The sequence below is a fragment of the Burkholderia sp. APQ4-4ca genome (assembly GCF_057837105.1).
Window position 1 is genome coordinate 112,744 of sequence record NZ_JBYQCG010000076.1, and the last position, 15,387, is coordinate 128,130.

11 protein-coding genes are annotated in these 15,387 nt (G+C 68.7%); 9 read left to right on the forward strand and 2 right to left on the reverse strand.

Features of this window, described 5'->3' with window-relative positions:
- Nucleotides 1-368: 368 nt before the first annotated feature.
- A complete protein-coding gene (locus AC3IFE_RS08830; protein WP_006479115.1) occupies nucleotides 369-851 on the reverse strand; it encodes an Lrp/AsnC family transcriptional regulator in 483 nt (160 codons plus the stop codon).
- A gap of 285 nt (nucleotides 852-1,136) precedes the next feature.
- On the opposite strand from AC3IFE_RS08830, the gene AC3IFE_RS08835 reads away from it, so the two are divergent.
- The 3 genes from AC3IFE_RS08835 (at nucleotide 1,137) to AC3IFE_RS08845 (ending at nucleotide 4,427) form a co-directional block, all read left to right on the forward strand.
- On the forward strand, nucleotides 1,137-1,799 hold the full coding sequence (locus AC3IFE_RS08835) for a LysE family translocator (RefSeq protein WP_489190262.1): 663 nt from the start codon (nucleotides 1,137-1,139) through the stop codon (nucleotides 1,797-1,799).
- Nucleotides 1,800-1,873: 74 nt separating this feature from the next.
- The gene (locus AC3IFE_RS08840; RefSeq protein WP_489190263.1) at nucleotides 1,874-2,305 is read left to right on the forward strand and encodes a YqaA family protein; all 432 of its coding nucleotides are present in this window, start codon (nucleotides 1,874-1,876) and stop codon (nucleotides 2,303-2,305) included.
- 139 nt (nucleotides 2,306-2,444) lie between these two features.
- Nucleotides 2,445-4,427 carry a methyl-accepting chemotaxis protein gene (locus tag AC3IFE_RS08845; RefSeq protein ID WP_489190264.1) on the forward strand — a complete coding sequence of 661 codons (1,983 nt, stop codon included), beginning with the start codon at nucleotides 2,445-2,447 and terminating at the stop codon, nucleotides 4,425-4,427.
- Nucleotides 4,428-4,464: 37 nt separating this feature from the next.
- On the opposite strand, the gene AC3IFE_RS08850 is transcribed toward AC3IFE_RS08845, so the two are convergent.
- Complete coding sequence (locus AC3IFE_RS08850) at nucleotides 4,465-6,117, reverse strand: acyl-CoA synthetase (RefSeq protein WP_489190265.1); 1,653 nt, start codon at nucleotides 6,115-6,117, stop codon at nucleotides 4,465-4,467.
- Nucleotides 6,118-6,285: 168 nt separating this feature from the next.
- On the opposite strand from AC3IFE_RS08850, the gene AC3IFE_RS08855 reads away from it, so the two are divergent.
- The 6 genes from AC3IFE_RS08855 (at nucleotide 6,286) to AC3IFE_RS08880 (ending at nucleotide 15,366) form a co-directional block, all read left to right on the forward strand.
- The gene (locus AC3IFE_RS08855) at nucleotides 6,286-7,029 is read left to right on the forward strand and encodes a Crp/Fnr family transcriptional regulator (RefSeq protein WP_489190266.1); all 744 of its coding nucleotides are present in this window, start codon (nucleotides 6,286-6,288) and stop codon (nucleotides 7,027-7,029) included.
- Nucleotides 7,030-7,214: 185 nt separating this feature from the next.
- Entirely contained in the window at nucleotides 7,215-10,382 is a 3,168-nt protein-coding gene (locus AC3IFE_RS08860; protein ID WP_489190267.1) for an efflux RND transporter permease subunit, read from the forward strand.
- Nucleotides 10,383-10,429: 47 nt separating this feature from the next.
- Nucleotides 10,430-11,659, forward strand: coding sequence for an efflux RND transporter periplasmic adaptor subunit (locus tag AC3IFE_RS08865; protein WP_489190268.1), 1,230 nt, complete (start codon nucleotides 10,430-10,432; stop codon nucleotides 11,657-11,659).
- Between the two features lie 17 nt (nucleotides 11,660-11,676).
- On the forward strand, nucleotides 11,677-13,176 hold the full coding sequence (locus AC3IFE_RS08870) for an efflux transporter outer membrane subunit (RefSeq protein WP_489190359.1): 1,500 nt from the start codon (nucleotides 11,677-11,679) through the stop codon (nucleotides 13,174-13,176).
- 22 nt (nucleotides 13,177-13,198) lie between these two features.
- Entirely contained in the window at nucleotides 13,199-13,894 is a 696-nt protein-coding gene (locus AC3IFE_RS08875) for a heavy metal response regulator transcription factor (protein WP_059505120.1), read from the forward strand.
- On the forward strand, nucleotides 13,891-15,366 hold the full coding sequence (locus AC3IFE_RS08880; protein WP_489190269.1) for a heavy metal sensor histidine kinase: 1,476 nt from the start codon (nucleotides 13,891-13,893) through the stop codon (nucleotides 15,364-15,366). The genes AC3IFE_RS08875 and AC3IFE_RS08880 overlap by 4 nt, the downstream gene beginning before the upstream one ends.
- The last annotated feature ends 21 nt before the right edge of the window (nucleotides 15,367-15,387 follow it).

Genomic DNA, 15,387 nt, shown 5'->3' on the forward strand with positions numbered 1-15,387 from the left:
TGTTGCACCGGGCACCGGACGGGTGCGCCGGTCGGATAGGAAGAGGCCGGCCGGGCCCGTCCCGGCCGAATACGCTCGCCGGGCGGCGAGCGTTTCAAGATCGTGTCGAGGCCGCGTTTCAGGCCGATATAGGCGCCGATTCGTATGTATCGGCGCGAATCGCTTGCTGCAAGCCGGTTGCTCGCATGAAAAGCGACGGCGATTAGCGCCCGGCAATCGTAATCGGAAGATTCATCCGTTTTTGTGGGTCAACGGCCCGTCTTCACGGCCAGCCTTCCCTTTCAGCCTTTCACCAGTTACGTTCGCGCCAGTGCCTCGCCGCATCCGCGCGCCGTTGCCACGCCGGTCGCGCTTCCATCTCCCTTCCGTCACACCTGAATCGAAGGCACATCCTTCATGCACCGCAGCGCGAACATCGAACGGCTGTGGCGGATGCTCGATATCCGGTACAGCTTTTCGCGCAGGAAGCGTTCGTAGCCCGCCGTGCCGTCCACCGCGACCTTGATCCAGTAGTCGTACTCGCCCGACACCAGATACGCCTCGAGCACTTCCGGCAGCGCCGCCAGTTCGGCGCCGAAGCGCGCCAGCGCGTCGTCCTCATGGCGATCGAGCGTGACTTCGAGAATCACGATGTCCGCATAACCGAGCTTGCGCTGGTTGACCAGCGCGACATAGCCGTCGATGTAGCCGTCGAGTTCGAGTTGCCGCGTGCGGTTCCAGCAGGCGGTGGTCGACATGCCGATCTGTTCGGCCAGTTCGGCGTTCGACAGACGCGCATTTTTCTGCAATGCCCCGAGGATCTTGCGGTCCTGATTGTCGAGCGTTTTCGGCGTGCGTTCGCGGGTAGCCATGGCAAGAAGAATCTTCTACTGAAAATCGGCATTCTATCTGAACGACATTCCGGTTTCAGGTCCGTTTTGCTGGAAAACAGGAAGCCTTTTAACCGGGCCGCTTGATACATTTTCTCCATGCCTGCTGCCCGGCACGCTCCCCGCGACCACCCCTCGCAGCGGGACTGCACGACCGCAATCACGAGTTGCGGTGCCGGCCGGCAGGCATGCGATTCCCCGCCGCCCGCACGCCTATCCGACCGCGTGCGGGGCCGGTGCCTGCTTCTCCGTTCCTGCCCGCCCGTCATGTCGTCCAAGCTTTATCTGTCGTTCCTCGCTGCTTCCGTCGTCCTCATCTACGCGCCCGGTCCCGTCAACCTGCTCACGATGAACCAGGCGCTGCGCACGGGCTGGCGCCGCGCGCTGCCGTGCGTCTGGGGCGGCACGCTCGCCGTGCTGCTGCAACTCGCGCTGACCGCGCTGTGCCTGAATTCGCTGGTCCACCTCGACGAACACGCGCTGACCGTGCTGCGGTGGGCCGGCGCCGCGTATCTCGTCTGGCTCGGCGCCAGGCACTGGCTGAATCGCGCGCCGGCCGGCGCAGCCGCGGCACCGGCCGACACCGGCGCCGACACCGGAACGGCAAGCGCCGCGCCGGACACCGACACCGGGCGCGCGCTGTTCTGGCGCGGCGTCGCGACTTCCGGGCTGAATCCGAAGACGCTGCTGTTCTTTCCGTCGTTCTTTCCGCAATTCATCAGCCCGACTGCCGACTGGAGCCTGAACGGCCAATATCTGCTGCTCGCCGCGACGTTCGCGCTGCTGTTCGCGGGCGGCGTCGCATCGATGGCGCTGTTCTCGCACCGGCTGAGCCGCGCGTTGCAGCGGCCGGCGCGCATGCGTGCGGTGAACCGCGTGACGGGCGGGCTGCTCGTCGGGATGGGCGCGATCATGGTCGGCTGGAACTGAGAACGCCGACGCGTGCCTTTCCGCGCGACCATGCGCGCCGTACCCGGCGGCGACACCGCCAGTACAATCGCGCGATGTCCGAATTGCTCACTTACGGCGGCCTGTTCGCCGTGTCGATGGTCGCCGCGACCCTGTTCCCGCTCCAGTCCGAAGCCGTGCTCGCCGGCCTGCTGCTTGCCGGGCGCGAACCCGTGTGGGCGCTGATGCTCGTCGCGAGCGTCGGCAACGTCGCCGGCTCCGCGATCAACTGGGTGCTCGGGCGCGGCATCGAGCACTTTCGCGAACGCCGCTGGTTTCCGGTCAAGCCGTCCGCGCTCGCGCGCGCCGAGCGCTGGTATGCGCGCTACGGCCGCTGGTCGCTGCTGCTGAGCTGGGCGCCGGTGATCGGCGATCCGCTGACGATGATCGCCGGCGTGCTGCGCGAGCCGCTGCCGACCTTTCTCGTCATCGTGACGATCGCGAAAGTCGGCCGCTATCTGGCCGTCGCGTGGCTCGTCACGCACTGATCTGCGCTGTCCCTTCCCGCGCCCGCCGGTCCGCGATTCGCGACCGCCGCTAAAGATTTCGAGAAAGTTGCCGTATTAACGGGTCCACGAGCGGTGACGCGTGCGTTCCGCCCCCTCTCACTCCCACTCAGGATGTTCCATGAGACTGACCCAACTGGGCCGGGTGAGCGTCGGCGCGCGTCTGGCCGCGCTCGCGTGCGCGCTCGTCGCCCTGCTGTTTACCGTGTTCGCGTGGACACTCGCCCATTTCGCCGGCCAGCAACTCGCCGATGAAGCACATAAGCGGATCGACGACAGGGAGCAGTCGATCCGCGCGATGGTCGACCTGTTCGACAAGGCGCTGACCGCCGAAGCCAACCGCTCGATGTCGCTGTTCGCGAGCTTCCTGCCGGCCGATTTCTCGCTCGACCCGGCACGCACGGTCGATATCGGCGGCGTCGCCGCGCCGACCCTCCTCGCGGGCGGCCAGCCGCTCGATCTCGATTACTCGATTCCCGATCAGTTCCTGAAGAAAAGCGGCGCGATCGCGACCATCTTCGCGCGCGACGGCGACGATTTCGTGCGCATCACGACGTCGCTGAAGAAGCAGGACGGCGCGCGCGCCGTCGGCACCAAGCTCGACCGCGCCGGCCCCGCGTATGGGCCGCTGGTCGCGGGGCGCAGCTACACGGGCCTCGCGAAGCTGTTCGGCCGGTCGTACATCACGCAGTACAAGCCGGTGACCGATGCGACCGGCCGCGTGATCGGCGCGCTGTTCGTCGGCCTCGACATCGGCGCCGAGCTCAAGCTGGTCGAGGACGGCATCCGCTCGCTGAAGATCGGCGACAACGGCTACTACTTCGTGCTCGATGCATCGCAAGGCCCGTCGCGCGGCGCCTTCGTCGTGCATCCCGACGCGGCGGGCCAACCGGCCGACAACACGCGCGCGCCCTACGCGCAGATGCTCGCGGCCGGCCAGGGCCGGCTCGCGTACACGTCGACCGACCCGGCCGCGCGCGACCGCGGACCGACCGCGAAAGTCGTGTCCTTCACGACGATTCCTCAATGGCAATGGCTCGTCGGCGGCATCGCGCTCGACGACGAACTGCTCGCCACGATGCGCGCCACCCGCAACCGCTTCCTGATGATCGGCGCCGTGCTCGTCGCGGCGTTCGCGACGCTGTTCGTCATCGTCGTGCGTCGCGTCGTGAGCCGGCCGCTGGACGCCGCCGCCCGCGCGTCCGAGCGCTATGCGGCGGGCGATCTCAGCGTGCGGATCCGCGACGGCGCGAACGTGCCCGACAGCGCGGGCAACGACGAGATCGGCCGGCTCGTGCAGGCGGTCGACGGGATCGGCGACGGCCTCGCGCGCATCGTCGCGCAGGTGCGCAACAGCGCCGCCGACATCGCGCACGGCACGGTCGGCATCGCGGCCGGCAGCGGCGACATCGCCGCGCGCATCGCGACGCAGGCGAGCAGCGTCGAACAGACGGCCGCGAGCATGGAGCAGATCACCGCCGCCGTGCAGCAGAGCGCCGAGCATGCGGCGCAAGCCAACGCGCTGGTTGCGGACGCATCGGCCGCCGCGACGAACGGCGACGCCGCGGTGCAGCGCGTGGTCGCGACGATGGACGACATCGGCCGCGCGACGCGCCGGATCGCGGAGATCACCGGCGCGATCGAAGGCATCGCGTTCCAGACCAACATCCTCGCGCTGAACGCGGCCGTCGAGGCCGCCCGCGCGGGCGAACACGGCAAGGGCTTCGCGGTGGTCGCGGCCGAGGTGCGCGCGCTGGCGCAGCGCAGCGCGGCCGCCGTCAAGGAAATCGACGCGCTGAGCGCCGAATCGTCGACGACCGTCGAACAGGGTTACCGGATCGCGGACGCCGCGCGCGGCACGATGCGCGACATCGTCGCGCGGGTCGACCAGGTCCGCACGCTGATCGGCGAGATCAGCGCCGCGTCGCGCGAACAATCGACCGGGATCGAGCAGGTGAACCTGGCCGTCACGCAGATCGGCGAAGCGACGCAGCAGAATGCGACGCTGATCTCGGACGCCGAGCGCGCGGCCGTCGCGTTGCGCGACCAGGCCGCGCACCTGTCGGACGCCGTCAGCGTGTTCCGGCTCGAACGCAGCGCGTGACGGACCGCCGGCGATCGAGCCGGGCCGGGCGGCTCGCCTACTTCTTGTCGCCCGCCAGGTCGATCGCCGTGTTCGAGCCGACCGCATTGCGCAACTGGAACTTCTGGATCTTGCCGGTCGACGTCTTCGGCAGCTCGCCGAAGCGCACGACCTTCGGCACCTTGAAGCCCGCGAGCAATTGCCGGCAGTGCGCGACGATCTCCGCCTCGGTCGCACTCATGCCGTTACGCAGTTCGACGAACGCGCACGGCACCTCGCCCCATTTCGGGTCGGGCATCGCGACGACCGCGGCCACCTCGACGGCCGGATGCCGGTACAGCGCGTCCTCGACCTCGATGCTCGAGATGTTCTCGCCGCCGGAGATGATGATGTCCTTCTTGCGATCCTTGATCCGGATATAGCCGTCCGGCATCAGCACCGCGAGATCGCCCGTATGGAACCAGCCGCCGTGGAACGCCTCGTCGGTCGCCTTCGGGTTCTTCAGGTAGCCCTTCATGCAGATGTTGCCGCGGAACATGATCTCGCCGAGCGTCTCGCCGTCGGCCGGCACCGGCGTCATCGTGTCGGGATCGAGCACCGTCGCGCCTGCTTCGAGGTGGTAGCGCACGCCCTGGCGCGCATTCAGCCGCGCGCGTTCCTCGTCGGACACTTCGTCCCAGTGCGCCTGCTTCGCGCAGACGGTCGCCGGGCCGTAGACCTCGGTCAGCCCGTACACGTGCAGCAGGTCGAAGCCGATCTCCTTCATCTTCGCGATCACGGCCGGCGCGGGCGCCGCGCCCGCGACCATCGCGTGCACCGTATGGTCGATCCCCGTGCGCAATTCGGCCGGCGCGTTCGCGATCGCGCTCTGCACGATCGGCGCGCCGCAGTAATGCGTGACGCGCTCGCGGCGGATCAGGTCGAACACGGTCTTCGCGTCGAACTTGCGCAGGCACACGTTCACGCCGCCGCGCGCCGCGACGGCCCACGGAAAACACCAGCCGTTGCAATGGAACATCGGCAGCGTCCACAGATACACCGCGTGCTTCGGCATGTCCCATTCGAGGATGTTGCTGATCGCCGCGAGATACGCGCCGCGATGGTGGTAGACGACGCCCTTCGGGTCGCCGGTCGTGCCCGACGTGTAGTTCAGCGCGATCGCGTCCCATTCGTCGGCGGGCGGCGTCCAGGCGTAGTCGGGGTCGCCGCCGGCCACGAACGCCTCGTAGTCGGTCGCGCCCGCGAAGCGGTCGGGGTCGGCCGGCATCGCGTCGGCCACGCTGACGATCTTCAGGCCGGGCACCTCGAGCGCCGCGCGATGCGCGAGCTCCGCGTATTCGGTGTCGACGATCAGCACCTTCGCCTCGCCGTGACGCAGCATGAACAGCACCGACGACACGTCGAGCCGCGTGTTGATCGTGTTCAGCACGGCGCCGGCCATCGGCACGCCGAAGTGCGCCTCGACCATCGCCGGGATGTTCGGCAGCAGCGCCGCGACCGTGTCGCCGCGCTCCACGCCGGCCTGCGCGAGCGCGCTCGCCAGTTGCTTCGCGCGCGTGCAGGTCTCGCCCCACGTGCGCCGCACGTCGCCGTGCACGATCGCGAGGCGCTCGCCGTAGACTTCGGCCGCGCGGATCAGGAAATCGATCGGCGTGAGCGGCACGTAATTGGCATCGCGGCGGCCGAGCCCGGCCTCGAACATCTGCGTCATGATCCTGTCTCCCGTGTTCTGTCGACCGGGATGCGTGCACCCCGGATCGTTTTGATGTGGTTCAATTGCCGACAGCCTAACGGGCGTTATTGTGAGCCGTCTGTCATCGAAACGACAGAGTGCCGCTCGAACGCTGCGCGTTATCCCTATCCTCGCAAACCCGCACCCATGCACGACCACTCCGACGCGACCGCCCGGCCGGCCGACACGCTCCCCGAACCGGCCCCGCTGCCGCCGCTCGCGACGCTGTTCGGCCAGTGCGCGTGGTTCCGCACGCTGGCGCCCGAACACCAGGCGCTCGTGCTCGCCCAGTCGCACGTCGAGCAGTGCGAAGCCGGCGACGTGATCGCGCACCGGCTCGCGCCGTCCGCATACTGGATCGGCGTCCATCGGGGGCTGCTGAAGCTCGCGATCTTCAACGTGTCGGGACGCGGCTGCACGTTTTCCGGCGTGCCGTCGGGCGGCTGGTTCGGCGAAGGCAGCGTGATCAAGCGCGAGCTGCGCAAGTACGAGGTCGTCGCGATCCAGCGCTCGACCGTGCTGTTCGTGCCGGTCGACACGTTCCACGCGCTGCTCGACACGAGCCTGCCGTTCACGCGCTTCGTGATTCATCAGCTGAACAACCGGATGGGCGAATTCATCGCGTCGATCCAGAACAGCCGGCTGCTCGACGTCGACGCGCGCGTCGCGCAGGCGCTCGCGCAGCTCTTCAACCCGGCGCTGTATCCGGATACCGGCCCGTCGCTGTCGATCTCGCAGGAGGAACTGGGGATGCTCGTCGGCGTGTCGCGCCAGCGGATCAACCAGGCGCTGCAGCACCTCGAGAAGCTCGGCGTGCTGCGGCTCGCGTACAACCAGATCGAGGTCGTCGATCTCGACGCGCTCGCGCGCTTCGGCATGGAGCAGCTGTGAGCGCCGCCCGAGGCGCGAGACCGTCGCCGTCGCGACCACGCATTCCATCTGCGGAATCGGCCGGCGACCGGCGCGCCCCAACCTGACAATTCCGCCAGTTTCGCGACAGTAACCCGTCGCGGGCCGACGCCTATCATTCGGGTTCCCTTCACCGACGCCTGATCACCGCCTGCCCCGCCGCCTTCATGTGGATCGTCAATCTCGCGCTCAGGCGCCCCTACACGTTCATCGTCATGGCCATCATGATCGTGCTGGCCACCCCGCTTGCGCTGATGCGCACACCGGTCGACGTGCTGCCCGCGATCAACATCCCCGTGATCAGCGTGATCTGGAATTACAGCGGCTTCTCCGCGACGGAGATGACGAACCGCATCACGTCCGTCCATGAACGGATCCTGACGACGACCGTCAACAACATCCAGCACGTCGAATCGACGTCGCTGCCCGGCATCGCGGTCGTGAAGGTGTTTCTGCAACCGGGCGCGAACGTGCAGACGGCGATCGCGCAGACGGTGTCGTCCGCGCAGGCGATCGTGCGGCAGATGCCGCAGGGCGCGACGCCGCCGCTCGTGATCACCTATTCCGCGTCGAGCATTCCGGTGATCCAGCTCGGGCTGTCGAGCAAGACGCTCAGCGAGCAGTCGCTCGCCGACATCGCGCTCAACTTCCTGCGCCCGCAACTGATCACGGTGCCCGGCGTGCAGATTCCGTTTCCGTACGGCGGCCGCACGCGCGTGGTCGCGATCGATCTCGATCCGCAGGCGCTGCAAGCGAAGGGCCTCACGCCGGCCGACATCGTCAACGCGGTCAACGCGCAGAACCTCGTGCTGCCGACCGGCACCGCGAAGATGGGCCAGACCGAATACCGGGTCGACACGAACGCGTCGGCCGATACGATCACCGACATCAGCAACCTGCCGATCCAGACCGTCAACGGCGCGACGACCTACCTGCGCGAGGTGGCGTCGGTGCGCGACGGCTTCGCGCCGCAGACGAACGTCGTGCGCCAGAACGGCCAGCGCGGCGTGCTGATCTCGATCCTCAAAAGCGGCGACGCGTCGACGCTCAAGGTCGTGTCGGACCTGAAGGCGCTGCTGCCGAAGGTGATCCCGACGCTGCCCGAGGGGCTCACGATCACGCCGCTGTTCGACCAGTCGGTGTTCGTCAACGCGGCCGTCCAGGGCGTGATCCACGAGGCGCTGATCGCCGCCGTGCTGACCGCGATGATGATCCTGCTGTTCCTCGGCAACTGGCGCAGCACGCTGATCATCGCAATCTCGATCCCGCTGTCGATCTTCACGTCGCTGATCGCGCTGTCCGCGCTCGGCGAAACCATCAACATCATGACGCTCGGCGGGCTCGCGCTGGCGGTCGGCATTCTCGTCGACGACGCAACGGTCACGATCGAGAACATCGAGCGGCACCTCCATCTCGGGACGAACCTGCACGACGCGATTCTCGAAGGCGCGGGCGAGATCGCGGTGCCCGCGCTCGTGTCGACGCTGTGCATCTGCATCGTGTTCGTGCCGATGTTCTTCCTGACCGGCGTCGCGCGCTTCCTGTTCGTGCCGCTCGCGGAAGCCGTGGTGTTCGCGATGCTCGCGTCGTACGTGCTGTCGCGCACGCTGGTGCCGACGCTCGCGATGCTGCTGTTCCGCCCGCAGCAGGCAAGCACCGGCCCCGATCATTCGACGTCGCGCTTCGCGCGCATCCATCACGCGTTCAACCACGCGTTCGAACGGCTGCGCGCGTGGTACATCGTGCTGCTCAGCATCCTGCTCGTGCGCCGCCGCTTCTACGCGTTGTGCTTCCTCGGTTTCTGCGTGCTGTCGACCGGCCTCGTGTTCGTGCTCGGCCGCGACTTCTTCCCGAACGCCGATTCCGGCAACCTCCGGCTGCACATGCGTGCGCCGACCGGCTACCGGATCGAGGAAACCGCGCGGCTCGCCGATCAGGTCGAGGGCGTGATCCGCGAAACCGTGCCGCCCGACGAACTCGGCGCGATCGTCGACAACCTCGGGCTGCCGGTGAGCGGCATCAACCTGTCGTACAGCAACGCCGGCACGATCGGCACGCTCGACGGCGAGCTGCTGATCGCGCTGAAGCCCGGCCACCGCGCGACCGCGCACTACGTGCAGACGCTGCGCACGCTGCTGCCGCAGCGCTTCCCGGGCGTCGAGTTCTTCTTCCAGCCGTCGGACATCATCACGCAGATCCTCAACTTCGGGCAGCCGGCCGCGATCGACGTGCAGGTGCTCGGCAACGATCTCGCGAGTAACATGACCATTGCGAGCAGCCTGATGAAGAAGATCAGGCAAATCCCCGGCGCCGTCGACGTGCACGTGCTGCAACGCAACGACGAGCCGACCCTGCTGGCCGACATGGACCGTACGCGCATGCAGCAGCTCAATCTCTCCGCGCAGAACGTCGCGCAGAACATGCTGATCTCGCTGTCGGGGAGTTCGCAGACCACGCCCTCGTTCTGGATCAACCCGCGCACCGGCGTGCAGTACCCGCTGCAGATCCAGACCCCGCAATACGACATCGCGTCGGTCGACGACCTGCTCGGCACGCCGATCTCCGCCAGCGGCCGCACCGGCACGCCGCCGCAGTTACTCGGCAACCTGGTGCAGGTGCGCAGTACCGCGAACCCCGCCGTGATCACGCACTACAACATCCGCCCGGCGATCGACGTGTACGTGAGCGTCGAAGGCCGCGATCTCGGCGCGGTCGCGGGCGAGATCGACCGCATCGTGTCCGACGCGCGCGCGTCGCTACCGCGCGGCACCGGCCTCGCGATGCGCGGCCAGATCGAGACGATGCGCACGTCGTACGTCGGTCTCGGCGCGGGCGTCGCGATGGCGATCGTGCTCGTCTACCTGCTGATCGTCGTCAATTTCCAGTCGTGGCTCGACCCGCTGATCATCATCAGCGCGATGCCGGCCGCGCTCGCCGGCATCGCGTGGATGCTGTTCGTCACCGGCACGCACCTGAGCGTGCCCGCGCTGACGGGCGCGATCATGACGGTCGGCGTCGCGACCGCGAACAGCATTCTCGTCGTCTCGTTCGCGCGGCAACGCCTCGCGGCCGGCGCGCCGCCGCTCACGGCCGCGCTCGAAGCCGGCGCGACACGCATCCGCCCGGTGCTGATGACGGCGCTCGCGATGATCATCGGGATGGTGCCGATGGCGCTCGGTCTCGGCGAAGGCGCCGAGCAGAACGCGCCGCTGGGCCGCGCGGTGATCGGCGGGCTGCTGTTCGCGACCGTTTCGACGTTGCTGTTCGTGCCGCTCGTGTTCGGCGGCGTGCATTCACGGCTGGCCCGGCGGCGCGCGCGCCAGGCCGGTCACTGACTTTCGCCCTGCTTTTCACCTACTACCCGGTTGAATTGGTTGAATTCATGGAAGAGAAACATCACAGCGCCGTCGGCATCCAGGTGGACGAACACGGCATGCACCTGCCGGCGCGCGCGTCGGTGTCGCGGCGCGCACGGATCGTCGTGATCGTGATCGGCGTGCTGCTGGCCGCCGGCGCCGCGCGCACCATCGTCGTCAACGTACTGAACCAGCGTCACCTCGACGCGGTCGCCGAGCAGAACACGCGCCAGTACGTGAGCGTCGTGCATCCGGTCGACGCGGCCACCGGCGGCAAGCTGACGCTGCCCGGCACGCTGCGCGGCTTCGTCGAGGCGCCGATCTATGCGCGCGCCAGCGGCTACGTGCTGCGCTGGCAGGCCGACATCGGCGCGCACGTGAAGCAGGGGCAAACGCTCGCCGAACTCGACACGCCGGAGTTGAACCAGGAACTCGCGCAGGCCACCGCGCAGCGTCAGCAGGCGCAAGCGTCGCTCGCGCTCGCGAAGACGTCGTTCGACCGCGCGCAGCAGTTGCGCCAGCGCGATGCCGTGTCGCAACAGGAACTCGACGACCGGCAAGGCGCGTTCAACCAGGGCACCGCGAATCTCGCGGCGGCCGACGCGAACGTGCGCCGTCTCACCGAATTGAAGGGCTTCCAGCGGATCGTCGCGCCGATCGACGGGATCGTCACGCAGCGCAACGTCGACGTCGGCGATCTCGTCAATTCCGGCAACGCGGGCCGCTCGCTGTTCACGGTCGTGCAGGCCGACCGGCTGCGCCTGTACGTGCAGGTGCCGCAGGCGTATGCGCAGCAGGTGAAGGTTGGCCAGCACGTGAGCGTCGCGCAGGCCGAACTGACGGGGCGGACCTTCGACGGCACGATCACGCGCACGTCGCAGGCGATCGACGTCGCCACGCGCTCGCTGCAGATCGAGATCACGCTGCCGAACCCGGACGGGCGGCTGCTGCCCGGCGCGTACGTACAGGCGACGCTGCCGATGACGCCGGTCGGCCGCCTGCAGGTGCCGGCCAATACGCTGCTGTTCCGCGCCGAAGGCCCGACGGTCGCGACCGTCGATGCGAACGGCAAGGTCCGGCTGAAGCAGGTCACGGTCGTGCGCACGATCGGGCAGACGCTCGAAGTCGACGGGCCGATCACGCCGAACGATCGCCTCGTCGCGAACCCGAGCGACGCGCTCGCGACCGGCGACGCGGTCGTCGTGCAGGCGCCGGCGGCGCAGCCGGCCTCGGCCGCCGCGGGAGCGAAGTCGTGAGTGCGATACGCACCCGCATGCACCCGGCCGCGATCGGCGCCGTCGCGATCGTCGCGGCTGCGGTGCTCGCCGGCTGCACGGTCGGCCCGGATTACCGGCGCCCGGCCGTCGACACGCCGGCCGAGTGGCGGCTCGACCCGGCCGACGCATACTGGCACCCGGCCGCGCCGGCCCGCGCGCCGCTCGATCCGGCCTGGTGGACCGCATTCGGCGACGCCCAGCTCGACGCGCTGGAAGCCGATGCGCTGCGCAACAACCAGAACCTGAAAGCGGTGGCCGCGCGCTACGACCAGGCGAAGGCGACGCTCGCGTCGGTCGCATCCGCGCAGTATCCGGCCGTCGGGCTGAACGCGAGCGGCCAGCGCTTCAAGATCTCCGCCGACCGGCCGCAGACCAACTACGCGACGAAAAGCACGTCCACCGTGCAGAACGAGATCCAGGTCGGCGCGGCGGTCAGCTACGAACTCGACCTGTTCGGCCGCGTGCGGCGCAACGTCGAAGCCGCGCAGGCCAGCTCCGAGCAGGCGCGCGACGATTTCGCGAATGCGCGCCTCGTGCTGAGCGCCGATCTGGCATCGAACTACTTCGCGCTGCGCGAACTCGACACCGAGATCGACGTCGTCAAGCGCTCGATCGAACTGCAGCAGAAGGCGCTCGATTACGTGAGCGCGCGCCACGACCTCGGCGCGGTGTCCGGTCTCGACCTGTTGCAGCAGCGCGCGCAGCTCGATGCGACGCGCACGCAGGCGCAATTGCTGATCCAGCAGCGCGCGCAGGTCGAAACCGCGATCGCGACGCTGGTCGGCACGCCGGCCCCCGCGTTCTCGCTGCCGCCGCGCGTGGTGCCGATCAACGCGCCCGCGCTGCCGACCGGCATGCCGAGCGATCTGCTGCAGCGGCGCCCCGACGTCGCGTCGGCCGAGCGCGCGATGGCCGCCGCGAACGCGCAGATCGGCGTCGCGCGCGCCGCGTATTTCCCGCGCATCGCGCTGTCGCCGGACATCGGCTGGGACGCGACCCGCTTCGCGGGCCTGTTCACCGTGCCGGCGCTGCTGTGGTCGGTCGGTGGCTCGCTCGGCCAGCCGCTGTTCGAGGGCGGCAAGCTGAAGGCCGGCGTCGATTTCGCGCAGGCCGGCTACGTCGCCGCGCAGGCCAGCTACCGGCAGACCGTGCTCACCGCGTTCCAGGAGGTGCAAAATGCGGTGACCGGCCTGTCGGTGCTCGCGCAGGCGGCCGAGCAGGCATCGGCGGCCGTCGACGACGCGCGCAAGCTCGTGTCGCTCGCGCAGGACCGCTACGCGGGCGGCCTGACGCCGTTCATTGACGTGCTGACGGCCCAACAGCAGTTGCTGACGAGCGAGCGCCAGGCCGTGCAGATCCAGGGCCAGCGCGCGGCGCTCGTCGTGTTTCTCGCGAAGGCGCTCGGCGGCGGCTGGGACGGCGATGCGTCGAACGGCCCCGCGCCGTCCGACGTCGCGTCGGCGGCCCCGCAGCACGGCGCGGGCGTCGGCCCTTAACCCGGTTACGCGGAATACGAACATGAAAGTGCTGATCGTCGAAGACGAACCGAAAGTCGTCGAATACCTGAAGAGCGGCCTGACCGAGGAAGGCTGGGTCGTCGACACCGCGCTCGACGGCGAGGACGGTGCGTGGAAAGCCGTCGAATTCGACTACGACGTGGTCGTGCTCGACGTGATGCTGCCGAAGCTCGACGGCTTCGGCGTGCTGCGTGCGTTGCGCGCGCAGAAGCAGACGCCCGTGATCATGCTGACCGCGCGCGATCGGGTCGACGACCGCGTGCGGGGCCTGCGCGGCGGTGCCGACGACTACCTGACCAAGCCCTTCTCGTTCCTCGAGCTGATCGAACGGCTGCGCGCGCTGACGCGCCGCGCCCGCGTGCAGGAATCGACGCTGATCTCGATCGGCGACCTGCGCGTCGACCTGATCGGCCGCCGCGCGACCCGCGACGGCGCGCGGCTCGACCTGACCGCGCAGGAATTCCAGCTGCTCGGCGTGCTCGCGCGGCGCAGCGGCGAGGTGCTGTCGAAGACGACCATCGCGGAACTCGTGTGGGACGTGAACTTCGACAGCAACGCGAACGTCGTCGAGACGGCGATCAAGCGCCTGCGCGCGAAACTCGACGGCCCGTTCGCGGACAAGCTGCTGCACACGATCCGCGGGATGGGCTACGTGCTCGAGGCGCGCGAGGACGGCGACGCGGAGAAGCACGCATGAAACGCTCGATCACCCTGCGCCTGTCGGCGATGTTCGGCATCGTGTCGCTGCTCGTTTTCACGCTGGTCGGCTGCGGGCTGTTCGTGATGATGGAGCGCCAGTTGCTCGCCGAGCTGCGCGCGACGATCGACACGCGCGCGAAGGTCGCGCAGATGATCGTGTCGCATGCGACCACGGCCGCGCGCGGCCGCCTGATGCAGGAAAAGCTCGCCGACCTCGAACCGCCCGACGGGTCGACGCGCTATCAGGTCGACAGCCCCGACGCCGATTTCCGCTTCGGCCGTCCCGTCGACGGGGTGCCCGACGGCAAGCCGTTCGGCGCGTTCCAGCAGTACGCGCTCAACAACAGCAGCTACAACGTGATGACGAAGACCGTCGCGATCGCCGGCAGCGGCGAGCGCCCGGACGTGAAGCTGATCGTCGCGTCGTCGTGCGAGCGCACGCAGCGGATGCTGCGTCGTTTCGTCTGGACGCTGGCCGCGCTGATCGCGACGGCCACCGTCATCACGCTGCTGTTGAGCCGCGCGGTCGCGCGCTTCGGGCTCGCGCCGCTCGACCGGCTGTCGCAGGACGCGGCGAGCGTGAGCGCGACGAACCGCCGCCAGCGGCTGCACACCGACGCGCTGCCGACCGAGCTGCGCGATCTCGCGACGTCGTTCAACGGCGCGCTCGAACGCATCCAGCAAACCTACGCACGGCTCGAAGCGTTCAACGCGGACGTCGCGCACGAGTTGCGCACGCCGATCAGCATCCTGATCGGGCAAACCCAGGTCGCGTTGACGAGCCGCGACCGCTCTGTCGACCGGATGCGCCAGACGCTGCAGTCGAACCTCGAGGAATTCGAGCGGCTGCGCGTGATCATCAACGACATGCTGTTCCTGTCGCGCAGCGACCGCGGCGAACGCGCGACCGACCTGAAGGACGTGTCGCTCGCCGACGAGGTGCGGCGCATGCTCGACTTTCTCGAAATCCCGCTCGACGAGGCGCGGTTGCGCGCCGAGCTGCACGGCGACGCGCGCGCGGCCGTCGATCCGTCGCTGTTCCGCCGCGCGATGACGAACCTGCTGATCAACGCGATCCAGCATTCGGCGCCGGGCGCGACGCTGAACGTGACGATCACTCGCCGCGACACGCTCGTCGAGATGGCCGTGTCGAATCCCGGCGAGCCGATCGATCCGGTGCAGCGCTCGCACGTGTTCGAGCGCTTCTACCGGCTCGAGGAAGCGCGCGCGAACAGCAAGGAAAACCACGGGCTCGGGCTGTCGATCGTCAAGGCCGTGGCCGAGATGCACGGCGGCGGCGTGTTCGTCGCCTGCTCCGGGGGTGTCAACACGTTCGGCTTCTCGGTGTCGACGCAGCCGTGGTCGGGCGGGCCGCTGCGTCCGGCCGACGCCGCCGATTCCAGCGATGCGGCCAATCCGGCCGATCCGCGCGGCGCTCGCGCGGCGCCCGTGCCGCGCGCAATGCACTGACGGCGTCGCGCCTGTCGACGT

Bases quoted from the DNA above. Each gene is read 5' to 3' on its own strand.
- AC3IFE_RS08830 (WP_006479115.1), bottom strand. From the start codon at position 851: ATGGCTACCCGCGAACGCACGCCGAAAACGCTCGACAATCAGGACCGC.
- AC3IFE_RS08835 (WP_489190262.1), top strand. From the start codon at position 1,137: ATGTCGTCCAAGCTTTATCTGTCGTTCCTCGCTGCTTCCGTCGTCCTC.
- AC3IFE_RS08840 (WP_489190263.1), top strand. From the start codon at position 1,874: ATGTCCGAATTGCTCACTTACGGCGGCCTGTTCGCCGTGTCGATGGTC.
- AC3IFE_RS08845 (WP_489190264.1), top strand. From the start codon at position 2,445: ATGAGACTGACCCAACTGGGCCGGGTGAGCGTCGGCGCGCGTCTGGCC.
- AC3IFE_RS08850 (WP_489190265.1), bottom strand. From the start codon at position 6,117: ATGACGCAGATGTTCGAGGCCGGGCTCGGCCGCCGCGATGCCAATTAC.
- AC3IFE_RS08855 (WP_489190266.1), top strand. From the start codon at position 6,286: ATGCACGACCACTCCGACGCGACCGCCCGGCCGGCCGACACGCTCCCC.
- AC3IFE_RS08860 (WP_489190267.1), top strand. From the start codon at position 7,215: ATGTGGATCGTCAATCTCGCGCTCAGGCGCCCCTACACGTTCATCGTC.
- AC3IFE_RS08865 (WP_489190268.1), top strand. From the start codon at position 10,430: ATGGAAGAGAAACATCACAGCGCCGTCGGCATCCAGGTGGACGAACAC.
- AC3IFE_RS08870 (WP_489190359.1), top strand. From the start codon at position 11,677: ATGCACCCGGCCGCGATCGGCGCCGTCGCGATCGTCGCGGCTGCGGTG.
- AC3IFE_RS08875 (WP_059505120.1), top strand. From the start codon at position 13,199: ATGAAAGTGCTGATCGTCGAAGACGAACCGAAAGTCGTCGAATACCTG.
- AC3IFE_RS08880 (WP_489190269.1), top strand. From the start codon at position 13,891: ATGAAACGCTCGATCACCCTGCGCCTGTCGGCGATGTTCGGCATCGTG.